12 protein-coding genes are annotated in these 11,904 nt (G+C 47.6%); 8 read left to right on the top strand and 4 right to left on the bottom strand.

Features of this window, described 5'->3' with window-relative positions:
* Positions 1–226: hypothetical protein (locus tag ACKPQ5_RS08180; protein ID WP_407678634.1), on the bottom strand; the 226-nt coding region annotated here is incomplete at its 3' end.
* Here ACKPQ5_RS08180 and ACKPQ5_RS08185 point away from each other — a divergent pair.
* Positions 126–1,040 (top strand): SUMF1/EgtB/PvdO family nonheme iron enzyme, encoded by a 915-nt coding sequence (locus tag ACKPQ5_RS08185; protein ID WP_407678632.1) that lies wholly within the window; start codon positions 126–128, stop codon positions 1,038–1,040. The genes ACKPQ5_RS08180 and ACKPQ5_RS08185 overlap by 101 nt on opposite strands.
* Before the next feature lie 124 nt (positions 1,041–1,164).
* On the opposite strand, the gene ACKPQ5_RS08190 is transcribed toward ACKPQ5_RS08185, so the two are convergent.
* Together ACKPQ5_RS08190 and ACKPQ5_RS08195 are read right to left on the bottom strand one after the other, a co-directional pair.
* Positions 1,165–1,344, bottom strand: coding sequence for a hypothetical protein (locus tag ACKPQ5_RS08190; RefSeq protein ID WP_407678615.1), 180 nt, complete (start codon positions 1,342–1,344; stop codon positions 1,165–1,167).
* Positions 1,345–1,483: 139 nt separating this feature from the next.
* The gene (locus tag ACKPQ5_RS08195) at positions 1,484–1,699 is read right to left on the bottom strand and encodes a hypothetical protein (RefSeq protein ID WP_407678616.1); all 216 of its coding nucleotides are present in this window, start codon (positions 1,697–1,699) and stop codon (positions 1,484–1,486) included.
* Between the two features lie 100 nt (positions 1,700–1,799).
* Between ACKPQ5_RS08195 and gpmA the strand changes: the two genes are divergently transcribed.
* From gpmA to ACKPQ5_RS08230, 7 genes are read left to right on the top strand one after another with little or no spacing between them, the layout of a single operon-like run.
* Positions 1,800–2,546: a 2,3-diphosphoglycerate-dependent phosphoglycerate mutase gene (gene gpmA / locus ACKPQ5_RS08200; protein WP_407678617.1), complete on the top strand. Its 747-nt coding sequence runs from the start codon at positions 1,800–1,802 to the stop codon at positions 2,544–2,546.
* Positions 2,547–2,602: 56 nt separating this feature from the next.
* Positions 2,603–3,556: a GTP cyclohydrolase FolE2 gene (gene folE2 / locus ACKPQ5_RS08205; RefSeq protein WP_407678618.1), complete on the top strand. Its 954-nt coding sequence runs from the start codon at positions 2,603–2,605 to the stop codon at positions 3,554–3,556.
* A 10-nt stretch (positions 3,557–3,566) separates the two neighbouring features.
* Complete coding sequence (locus tag ACKPQ5_RS08210; protein ID WP_407678619.1) at positions 3,567–4,742, top strand: GNAT family N-acetyltransferase; 1,176 nt, start codon at positions 3,567–3,569, stop codon at positions 4,740–4,742.
* Between the two features lie 46 nt (positions 4,743–4,788).
* Positions 4,789–5,439, top strand: a complete 651-nt coding sequence (pdxH, locus tag ACKPQ5_RS08215) for a pyridoxamine 5'-phosphate oxidase (protein WP_407678620.1) — start codon at positions 4,789–4,791, stop codon at positions 5,437–5,439.
* Positions 5,439–5,621 carry a hypothetical protein gene (locus tag ACKPQ5_RS08220; protein ID WP_407678621.1) on the top strand — a complete coding sequence of 61 codons (183 nt, stop codon included), beginning with the start codon at positions 5,439–5,441 and terminating at the stop codon, positions 5,619–5,621. The genes pdxH and ACKPQ5_RS08220 overlap by 1 nt, the downstream gene beginning before the upstream one ends.
* Positions 5,618–6,445, top strand: coding sequence for a 1,4-dihydroxy-2-naphthoyl-CoA synthase (gene menB / locus ACKPQ5_RS08225; RefSeq protein ID WP_407678622.1), 828 nt, complete (start codon positions 5,618–5,620; stop codon positions 6,443–6,445). Before ACKPQ5_RS08220 ends, menB begins: the two co-directional genes overlap by 4 nt.
* A gap of 11 nt (positions 6,446–6,456) precedes the next feature.
* Complete coding sequence (locus ACKPQ5_RS08230) at positions 6,457–7,257, top strand: DUF4339 domain-containing protein (protein ID WP_407678623.1); 801 nt, start codon at positions 6,457–6,459, stop codon at positions 7,255–7,257.
* A gap of 85 nt (positions 7,258–7,342) precedes the next feature.
* Here ACKPQ5_RS08230 and ACKPQ5_RS08235 read toward each other — a convergent pair whose 3' ends face one another.
* A complete protein-coding gene (locus ACKPQ5_RS08235; protein ID WP_407678624.1) occupies positions 7,343–11,821 on the bottom strand; it encodes a PVC-type heme-binding CxxCH protein in 4,479 nt (1,492 codons plus the stop codon).
* Positions 11,822–11,904 lie beyond the last annotated feature (83 nt).

Raw genomic sequence — 11,904 nt, forward strand, 5'->3', positions numbered from 1 at the left:
CCGTGGCGGATGCCGCGGGAAATGAGGCCAATGCCTCCCGCACCGTCACGGTGGTGGACACCACTAATCCGGTACTCACCCTGCTGGGCGATGCCAATATGTCCCAGGCGAAGGATTCCGCCTGGGTGGATCCCGGAGCCACCGCCAGCGACAGCCTCGACGGCAACCTGACCAGTTCCATCACCATCACCGGCACGGTGGATGTCAACACCACCGGAGTGTACACCTTAACTTATTCCATATCCGACGGAGCCAGTAATGAGGCGAATGCCACCCGAACAGTCCATGTCGGACAGGCGAGCACGCACACCGCCGATCTGAATGCTTCCGTCCAGTTGCAAATGCTCTGGGTGGAACCGGGCACCTTTACCATGGGCAGTCCGACCAGTGAAGCGGGTAGGAGTACCAATGAAACGGAGCACAATGTCACCCTGACCAAAGGATTTTATCTTGGCAAATACGAGGTGACCCAGGCCCAGTACGAGGCGGTGATGACCGGTAATACGGACAGCCTGAGTGCCACACCAAGTCAATATGGTGGAAATCCGAACCGCCCGGTAGAAAAAGTCAGTTGGGCGGATGCCCAAATTTTCCTGACCCGTTTGAATGCGCAGCAATCCGCGAATATTCCAGCGGGCTGGTCTTATGTATTACCCACGGAAGCGGAGTGGGAGTATGCCTGCCGAGCCGGAACGACCACTGCATATTCTTGGGGAAATACGATTGCGACGAGCAATGCCAATTACTCATCGAGTGGTCTCAACCAAACGAGTGATGCGGGTAACTATGCCGCGAACCCTTGGGGCTTTTTTGATATGCATGGAAATGTATGGGAGTGGACGGCGGATGCTTGGGGGAATTACGCAACGGGAGCCCAAACCGATCCGTTTAACGGAGGGGCATCGGGCTCGGCTCGGGTCATACGGGGTGGTTCCTGGAACTTCGACGGGACGTCCCTGCGTTCGGCCCGCCGCTCCGACAACGCCCCGAGCAACCGCTACGACAGGATCGGCTTCCGTGTCGGTTTCAAACAGCAGTGAGCTAGGGACGGAAGGATGACGGCACTAGTGGATAAAAAGGCGGAGCGCGGCGGGCCTGGACCAACGGGGCGGTAGCCCAAAAGGGCCATGCCAGGCACGCGGAGCCCCGGCGTAAGTTCGCATCCTAATTTACTGTTTCACGCACCTTGTCATCGCGAGGGCATCCCTCATCCCATATTGTCATCGCGAGGGCGCAGCCCGTGGCGATCCACTGTGAGCCAGTAAGCGAACTGAATTGTCTGAACGCGTCGATTGCATGCAGTGGATTGCCGCGTCGTCCATTCTGTCCTCCTCGCAATGACATTTGTGAGGAACCTCGTACAATCACACACCGCCTTCACTTTTGTCATCGCGAGGGCTGAAAGCCCGTGGCGATCCACTGTGAACCAGTAAGCGAATAGACAAACCCGTTCGCCTTCCTCGAGATACGATGGATTGCCGCGTCAGTCACTTCCGTTCCTTCCTCGCAATGACAAAGATCGTGTTGTAACCGAACCGCACACTACCATTCCCCCACATCTTGTCATCGCGAGGGCGGAGCCCGTGGCGATCCACTGTGAACCAGTAAGCGAAGAGACAAGTCGTTCGCGTCCCTCGAGACACGATGGATTGCCGCGTCGTCCTATCGTCCTCCTCGCAATGACAAAGCAGTTACTCATATTATTCTTCTCGGTAGGGAAAGTGCTGTCTTGCCCCGGGTTACTTTGTAAGTGACGGGTGTGGGAAATTATTCTATATTGAAAATTCACTTTTTATATTATGCATAAATTAGTCTTACTTCGGCACGGCGAGAGCCAGTGGAATAAAGAAAACCGGTTTACTGGTTGGCACGATGTCAATCTGACAGAACAGGGAGAACGCGAGGGCAAAGAAGCCGGTCGACTACTTAAGGCCGAGGGCTTTGAGTTTGATATGGCGTACTGTTCCGTCCTCACCCGGGCAATCCGTACGCTTTGGTTGGCCCTCACGGAAATGGACCAGGTTTGGATTCCAGTACAGCGGGAATGGCGTTTAAACGAACGGCACTACGGTTCATTGCAGGGATTAAATAAAGGGGAGACAGCCAAGAAATACGGGGACGATCAGGTACTGGTTTGGCGCCGGAGTTACGACATTCCACCCCCCCCGATGACTAAGGACGACGACGGATATGCCGGGAAAGACCGTCGGTATGCTCATTTGAATGAGGAAGATTTACCGCTTTCGGAGTGTTTGAAGGATACGGTAGATCGCTTTCTTCCCCTTTGGGAAAACACTATCGCTCCCCAAATCAAGGCGGGGAAGCAGATTATGATTGCTGCCCATGGCAATTCCCTCCGTGCATTAATCAAGTACCTCGACGGGGTGACTGATGAGGATATTCTTGGTATGAATGTACCCACTGGAATGCCTTTGGTTTACGAATTGGATGAAGATTTAAAACCAATTTCCCGCCAGTACCTGGGCGATCCGGAAAAAGTGGCCAAGGCCATGGAGGCAGTGGCAAACCAAGGCAAGGCAAAGTAGAGTATTCCTTATATCTCCGATTTGCTTTCGCTTAGAAACTGAACAAAATTTCTTTTATGGAAACGAAACCTAATTCCTCCGATAATTTAATCCGTACTTACGACCCAAACTTTCAGGTCACTCCGGAGTACCGCGATTCTCTGCCCGATGTTCAAAACTCGGGTTGTGCAGAACTTGATGGTGCCCGTGTGCCTATTTTGCAGGTTGGAATATCCGGTTTCCGCCTTCCCCTCAGTTATGTGGGACCGGATGGGGAAAATCTCAATATCGAAACGGCAGTGACTGGCACAGTCAGTTTGGATGCGGATAAAAAGGGAATTAATATGTCCCGTATCATACGGATCTTTTACGAGTATAAAGACGAGACTTTCTCCCCGGAAATTTTTGCCCGGATATTAAAAGAGTACAAAGAAAGGCTTGATTCCCGGGAGGCCCGTTTAAAGGCACAGTTTTCATACCCCATGTTACAGGAGAGTTTGCGGAGTGGATTGCAGGGTTTTCAATTCTATGATTGTTGCTTTGAAGGAATAATTGACCGGGCAGACAGAATCCGAAAAATTATCCATTTTGACTTCGTCTATTCATCGGCCTGCCCCTGTGCTTCGGAACTCTCTGAACATGCCCGCGAAAAACGCAACCTGCTCGCAATTCCCCATTCCCAGAGGAGTAAGGCACGGATCAGTGTGGAGGTGCACCCAGACAAGGAAATCTCCCTGCTTGAATTGCGTGATTTATGCATTAACGGATTGAGCACGGAAACTCAGGTCATGGTCCGCCGGGAAGATGAACAGGCATTTGCCGAATTGAATGGTGCCAATGTTAAGTTTGTCGAGGATGCCGCCCGTTTGCTTTATGCCCAGTTGAACGAGGAGCCCAAGATTATTGATTTCCGTGTTGTCTGTTCTCATTTCGAATCTTTGCATTCACACGATGCGGTGGCAGTACTGTGCCGGGGAGTGGATGGTGGATTTCGGGCAGAGTTTGAAGATTTTTCAAACTTAAACAGCTAACCTGACTGCAATGTCTGAAGTTCCAATTCGCGAAGATTCCGCGAATTGCGATCCTGTATCGTACCATATTATTGGAGATTCAGCAAAGCTCACCAATTTGTTAATTGAAGTGGAGGAGTTACTCTCCCGGGCCACGATTCGAAACCCATATTTTAGTCCTGAATGGATCGAATGCTGGTGGAAAAGGGTGGATCCGGGAACCAAACCATTAGTCGTCATCTCCCGTTGTGCAAGCGGTCGGTTAGAGGGTTTTTGGCCTTTTGTGGAACGACCCGCAGTTTTATGGTCGAAAGGGCTTTGGCCCATGGTCTACGACGAGGCAAATTACTTTGTTCCAATTGCGACCAATGCGGGGATGCCTGCTTTGATTACTGGTCTAAAAGCACAGCTTAAGAAGTATCAGTTTTGCTGGATTCCATTGATGAGTAATTCTTTTTGGGAAGAGTATTGGGAAGGTGAGATCGTGCAATCCCGCTTCCCCACTATTGCCCGTTCACCAAGAATGACATCGATTGTAGATGTGGGGACGGAGGCATTTGATGAATTTTGGTCTGGCAAGATGGGCACGAAGAGCCGAAAGTCATTGCGTTATGACCAAAAATCTCTCGGCGAAAAGGGGAAGGTTGAAATTGAAGTGGCAACCAATGAGAAAGAAGTACGGGCAATGTTGCCTGGATCCTGTCTGGTGGAGGTAAATTCATGGAAGTCAGAACAGGTAGCGGGACTATATTCGATTCGGGGGAAACGGGCATTTTTTTTCGATCTCCTACCTAAATTGGCCAAGAATGGCCGGGTACGCCTAACGATGATTCGAGTCGAGGATGAACCGATTGCTTGGGAGCTTGATTTGCTGGACAATGAATTTTGCGGAGTTCATAATTTATCTTTTGATCAGGGCTGGAAAAAATACTCTCCTGGCAAACAGTTAATGGAAAAGAATCTTCGTCTTGCATGGGAAGAGGGGAGGCGAGTGGATTTTTTACCCAGTAATTTAGAATATAAAAAAAAGATTGCCACCCGGATTGAACCAGTTCGCGAATTACATCTTTTTAAAAAGTCAATTCGTGGATTTCTGGCTCGTCGATTAATACAATGGAATATGAAAGTGCGAAAGAAGATTATCGTCCGGGCATCGCCTTCGAAAGCAAGAGACTTTCTGCGTCAAGCAGGCGAAATCAATAGTTGAGCTCTTTTCCATTGCTAATATGATGGCAACTAAAGAAAAGTAAACTGTGACCGATTTAACAAAACAATTACAAAACATGCGGGAGGAGTACGAGGGTACACCCTTGCGAAAAAACGAATTGAACTCCTGCCCATTTGTGCAGTTCTCCGCTTGGTTACTTGATGCCCAAAAGGAAAAGATTCCCGATCCCAATGCTTGTAGTCTATGCACCGTGGATTCGGATTCCAAACCAATGAGCCGGGCCGTTTTGCTCAAGGGTATCGAGGAGAAGAAATTTATTTTTTATACCAATTACAATAGTCGAAAAGCAAAGCACTTAATGGAAAACCCCTATGCGACAATGCATTTCCCCTGGTTTTCAATTGAGCGCCAGGTAGTGGTGGCCGGCCGGGTGAGTAAAGTGGCGGAGGATAAATCGGAGGAGTATTTTAATTCTCGCCCGTCCATGAGCAAGTTGGGAGCCTGGGCATCCCTTCAAAGCAAACCATTGGAGTCGAGGGAGGCATTAGAGGAGTCATTTGTGAAAGCACGGGAAAAATGGGGGGAGCAACCACCGAAGCCTCCTCATTGGGGAGGTTTTGCTTTGGACGCAGAATCAATCGAATTTTGGCAAGGTGGACCCGCCCGTCTACATGATCGGTTTATTTACAGCAAGAACGCAGGAAAAGAATGGTCGATTAATCGATTTTATCCCTAATGAATAAAGAAAAAGAAAAACCGTTGGATGATTTGCTTTCGCTTCGAGGAAAGCCATTTTCAGATTGGAAAGAAGAACGGAAATATTTACGGGAAAAATGGGGTATGCAGGGCAGGCAGGTATCCTCCGATTTTTCTGAGTTGAAAAAGAAAAGTAAACCCAAAAACACGAAAGAAAAATGACTTGGCAGAAAAGGGGGGATTTTGAGGATATAATTTACGAGAAACGAAAAGGGGTGGCAAAGGTTACGATTAACCGTCCTGAGAAAAGAAATGCGTTTCGGCCTAAAACTGTCAGCGAGATGTACCAAGCCTTTCTGGATGCCAGGGAAGATTCAACGATTGGAGTTGTTCTCCTAACTGGAGCGGGACCCCATACTGATGGGAAATATGCTTTTTGCTCGGGGGGGGATCAGAGTGTGCGTGGAGATGCTGGGTATGTGGGGGAAGACGGAGTTCCCAGGCTCAATGTTCTCGATTTACAAAAGCTAATTCGTTCGATGCCTAAAGTAGTAATTGCCTTGGTTTCCGGTTATGCCATTGGAGGCGGGCATGTCTTGCATGTGGTCTGTGATTTGACCATTGCTGCAGACAATGCAATTTTTGGACAGACTGGACCCAAGGTGGGCAGTTTTGATGGTGGTTTTGGTTCTGGCTATCTCGCCCGGATTGTCGGGCATAAGAAGGCCCGGGAAATTTGGTACCTTTGTCGGCAGTACAATGCACAGGAAGCATTGGATATGGGCTTGGTTAATAAGGTTGTACCGATTGATGATCTGGAAAAGGAGGGCCTGCAGTGGGCAAGTGAAGTGATGGAGAAAAGCCCGTTGGCGATTCGTTGCCTAAAGTCGGCATTTAACGCCGAGTGTGATGGACAGGCCGGGATTCAGGAACTAGCGGGAAATGCCACATTGCTGTATTATTTATCCGAGGAAGGATCGGAAGGAAAAAAATCTTTTCTTGAAAAAAGACCGCCCAACTTTTCACAGTATCCTTGGCTACCCTAATTTTTAAATCTATGCAAATTTATCTCCATCAAAATAATCAGCAGACCGGGCCTTTTACACTGCCACGTATTTCTGCCCGATTAGTTTCTGGAGATCTCGACTCGGCAACACTTGCCTGGCATGAGGGCCTGGATAATTGGTATCCATTAAATCATGAAAAATGGCAGGCCCTTGGGTTAGTGGCTCCACCCCCCAGGGAAAAAGTCCCTGTTCAGCAAAGTGCTCCGGTTGAGGAGACGAAAGAAGAAGAACCCATTTTTGATTCTGTATCTAAGGAGGAAACTGACGAAGGGGACTCCACTGATCAATCTACTGAGGAATTCCGTGGATCGGAGCCTATCGTTGAGGAGGAACCTGGTAGTACTTCTTTTGCCTCTTACTCGGAGGAGGATTTCAAACCGCCTTCATTTGAGGAGATGGAAAAGCAAATGATTGAATTGCGGATAAAGAGGGCAGGGTTTCCGGAGGCGATCGGGCGACGGGCCCAAGAGATTAACTTTCGGGATGAGGAAATTGAGGATGCCTGGGGAGCCGTAGAAAGTGCATTGGAATCTGGTAAGGGTGAGGAAAAGGCTTTTGCCTCATTGGGGCAGGCTATTTTATCTGCCGGATTGAATGACCCTGGATTAGATGAACTGCGCGATGATGAGAGGGATGTGGCCGACCGGATGTTAAACCTGCAAATGCAACTTCGCCGGATGGGCGGTACGAAACAGGTTAAAGGTCCGCCATCCTGGAAAAAATGGGTGATATTGGGAGTAACCGCACTTTTTTTTGGCGGAACTATTGTTGGGATCCTATTAGCCGGTTAATTTCCGAACTATTTCCTTTTTCCTATTCATAAAAAAGCATCCCCCGGAATGCCAGAGGATGCTTTTTTGGAAAACTGTAACTGGTTTACTTTACCACCTTCATATTTCCACGCATGATGATGTGGTGCCCGGGGAAGGTGCAAACATAGGGATAATCCCCAGGTTTTGATGGTGCGTTAAATTCGATCACCTGTTCCGCTCCATGATCGATTAGTTTACTTGCCCAAAGGACGTCCTTGCTCGCAGGAACGAATCCAACGGAGAACCCAGTTGCGCCCAGTTTCATTGCTTCCATTGCCACGGCATCTGCTTTGCCTGGATTAACCAGTACAATGTTGTGGGGCATGAAATCTGGATTGGTGAAGGTGAGCTTAATCTTTTTACCCGCTTTTACCGTCAAGTTGGGAGTGTCGTATTTCATTTTCTCAACAACCGTGGCAATCCGGATGCTAGTTAATTGATCAGTGTCGGAAATAATACCCGATTTTTGGGCAACTTCGATTTCTTCTTCTTCCAAAACTTGTGATCCCTTTGCCGGATCTGCATTGTACCAATGGTGCTGTACAGTCAGGGCGGCCATTCTTGCATGTGGATTAGGAGACTTTAACAGATCATTAAGTAACCTGCCATTTCGTCGATTATGCTGCTGGTGGACCCAAAGTGCCTCCAAAAGATGATGGGCATCTTCTTTCTTTTTTGGGTCGAATTGTTTCAACCACTTTTGTGTGGCTTGGATAACGTTGTCCGTTTCTCTTTCACTTAATTCCACGCGGGTACGGTGACGAACACCATCTGTTGAATGCTTCAAGTTTTCGAGCAATGCTTCAATGGGCTGTCCGTCTATCGCTACTTTCTTTTGTAGCGGTTTTTTAGTGTGCGTTACCCGGAATATACGACCGTGTTTGTGGTCGCGGTTAGGGTCGCGAACATTATGCTGCATATGACCGATAATCACATTTTGCCAATCGGATATGTAAAGTCCACCGTCTTGGCCAAAAATGGCGTCGGTGGGACGAAAGTTTTTATCACCGCTTAGCAGAAAACCTTGAGACTGCTCGTTAATTTTAGTTCCGTCTGTCATTTGCTTGGTAACCGTAAGGTTTTCTCCGTTGGGAGTACCCCAGACTTCGCCAAGCTTTGTTTTTTCGATCACCTTCTTTGCCTCTTTGCCTCGGCCAATCGTTTTGGTAAGTTCATAGTTTCCATCCCGGTGTAGTTTGTATTGTTTTACCCCAAGGAAACCAATCGAATTACAAATCAGAAAGTCGCCCTGCATATCCTCCGGGAAATTATCGCTGGAAAGAATTTCACAGGCGGGAACCGGGCGAACTTCCTTGCTGAGCAACGAGTGCATTTTCCAGGATTTACCATCCGGGCGAACCTGGTAAGCACGGCCACCAGTTCCATCGGTCGCATAGTGATAGCCCCAATTGTCAAAGGCGATACCGTGTGGGTTTGGACTGTTACTTCCGTGAAATGCAATGGTGTGGCGACGGGGGTCAAAGCGGTACATCGCGGAAGATCCAGTTGCGAGAGAAGGCCCCCACGGGTGTTCGTGGTTGTGTTGAAGAAAGACCCCACTCTGCCAGTAAATTCCACCACCGGGGCCAAAGATTAAATTATTTGCCGCATGGTGTGTGTCCGAAGTGCCCAGTCCCTGAAGAATAACATAGCGTTCATCGGCTTTATCATCGCCGTCATTATCCCGTAAAAATAGAAGATCCGGTCCGGATGTAACCAGTACTCCACCGTTCCAAAATTCAAAGCCCAGTGGATTATGTACTTTTGCGAATTCAATTACGCGGTCAGCTTTTCCATCATAATCATCATCGGGAAGAATGAGTAGGGCGTCATTCATCTCTTTGCCTGGTTCCCACATTGGATAAGTGGGCCAGACTGCAGCCCAGAGGCGGCCCTTTGTGTCGACCTGCATTTGTACCGGGTTTATTAACTCAGGGAAACGGCCTTCGTCTGCAAAAAGATTTACCTTGAAGCCATCACGAACATCAAAGCGCTTCATGCTTTCTTGGGCATTAAAGTAGTTTGCATTTCCTTCTTTTCCTAAGTTTGAGCTTCGGCTTTTGCCTCCAATATTTGAAACTACTGAGATAGGTTTGGGGACATTACTATCCTCTATACTTGCTTTTTTACCCTCAGCTGTAAGCCAAATAACTTGGTCGCGATTTGCGGTCATAACATCGAGCATGACCAATTCATGTTGAAGAACTTCCGCATTGGACTGGTCATCCACGAAACGAAGCTTGGAGCGACCGCCCCAGATGTCGTTTCCGTCTGTGGCACGATAACGATTGTGCCAAGTCCAATTCTTATCCCGTATGGATTGCCTGATTTTTTGGAGGGAAGGGGAGGCTACCACCTCTTTCTTAAGTAGTGCCTTTGCAATGATTTCGGCAACGAGACGGTTTCCTTCCTCATTCAAATGAGCACCATTGATGGTAAGTTGATTTTTATTCTCCTGAAAAAGTGTAAGTGTGGGATTGAACAGATCTACATATTCAACACCAATCTCTTGAGCCGCGTCTTCAGTTGCCTTGGAATAGGCAGCAAGGTTGCGGTTGTGGGCTTTTCCGTTGGGCAGATTGCGATCTCTTAGATTCTGAAAAGCAATGGGGCTAAACAGAACAATTCTTGGGAATTTCTCTCCGTTTGGTTTGTAGCTTCTTACTTTTCCAACAAAATCAATGAGTAACTTTTTATGGTTTTCTGCATTTTTTGGACCATCAAAGGATTCATTATATCCAAACATCGCAAAGACGACATCCGCTTTTACATGCTGAAGATATTGATCCATTGGGGTAAATCCCTTACTTCTCGGATACTTGTTTGGCCGATCTCCGGATAGGGACATATTTCGAAAAGAGATCTGCTGTCCTTTCAGGGCACTTTGTAATACAGTTTCCATCCATGCATCGTGCTGCATCCGGTCGGCTAATCCGTTACCTAGGATCGCCACGGTGTCGCCTTTTTTAAAAGAGAAGGGAAGTTCATCCCTGTATCCACCGGGAACTTCTGCTGGTGGTAACGAAGAATCCACTACTTGTGGCTCCGGTTGTCCGTTATACAGCATAAAATCAATAATAGTTCTGCTTTTAAGAGTGAACTTTATCCGCTGCGAACCTTTCGTTTTTCCACTCTTGTAAAGTTGTTTTCGATTGGAATCGAGTAATTGTAGGGTAAATCCATCGAGTCTTTTTTCAAAGTCTTTGCGATTCCATACTTCTACTTTATCGACCACAAATTCTTTACCTAAATCAACTTCCCACCAGGGGTTAGTCGTGCCAAAACCGTCGGTGTGAGTATGTCCGCCACCTCCCCAATCGGGGTTTTTATTTCCATCAATCGCACGCTCCGCTACACCGCCAGATCCAACGCTGGACTGTTTTACTTTTCCTTGGCGGGCAATATTTTTTCCTCCGCTGTAAATTTCAACTTCATTCAATGTGAGAATTCGATTGTCTGCAGGAATCTCAATCCTAAGAAACCGAGCTCCCGTGGGTGTTTCTTTTGATTCGGGTGTTTTTTGTGCTTTTGGATTTGCAGGGATGGGGCTGTCCAACTTTGCATACATGGAGGGCTTTACACCTTTTACCTCCCCTTTGTTCTTGAATGTGGTCGGCTTGTAGCTACCGACAAAGTCGATCTTGGAATTAGCTTTGATTTGATTCTCCAAAGCCAGTGTCCAATAGACTCCATTGATAATCAATCGGCGATAACCGGGATTTAAAATATCTTCTGACGCCCCATAGAGTGAGGTGAACACTCGGCCTTTTTTTCCATTTTTACCTTTGTAGTGACGGGTCCATTCACTGGCCATTGGGGGTTTTGTTTTGTCGGGAGCGCCATCTGCTTTCATCGTCATCAGCGGTTGAGCCATGGTGAGAATATTCCAGTCTTTCTGAGCCTCTGCATTGTAACCGCCCGCTTGTACATGAATCTCTTTTACTCCACGCAGGATAGGGTTGTCTTTTTGCTTGGGAATAATTGAGATTCGGGTGCTTTGCGTGTGGTTTTTCCCATAATGTCCGACCCAACTTTGTCCTAGTACCTGGTGGCCAAACCCAGCTTCATACTCTTTCCCGGAGTAGCGAAAATGATATTTATAGTAGGGATCCTTATCGTTCTTATAATTGAAACCGTGGGTGGAGGTTCGAAGACCAAGCACTGGGCCCGCCCGGTTAAGGTAGTCGTCAATATGTTTCATCTGTTCAGGGGGAAGAGCAAGGAAGCGTGTGAAGATGACCATCCCATCGGCTTTGTTTAAAGCTTCCAGTCCAGGTATGTTGGAAATACCGGCCTGAATTTCTCCCTGTTGATCCACGCCAAACAGTACTGTACAGTCAAAACCATGATGGACAGTAAGAATACGGGCCAAGGCAGGAATAGTTTCCTCGGCACGATATTCATGGTCGCTGGCAATCAGGACGATATGTTTTCCTTTTTTGTCTTTTCCGGATGCGGAATATTCGACGGGACTCCCAAGAAGGGCATTTGAGAGTCCTAGAAGGATAAGGAACGACGATAATAGGGAGGATACTTTCTTCATGTATTTAATTATTAATAAAAATTTCAGATAGGAACAAAGTTCTAACTAAAACAGTATACAAGAAATTTTTACAGTCCAAATCT

The sequence above is a fragment of the Candidatus Seribacter sulfatis genome (assembly GCF_964187635.1).
Lineage (GTDB): Bacteria > Verrucomicrobiota > Verrucomicrobiia > Opitutales > Seribacteraceae > Seribacter > Seribacter sulfatis.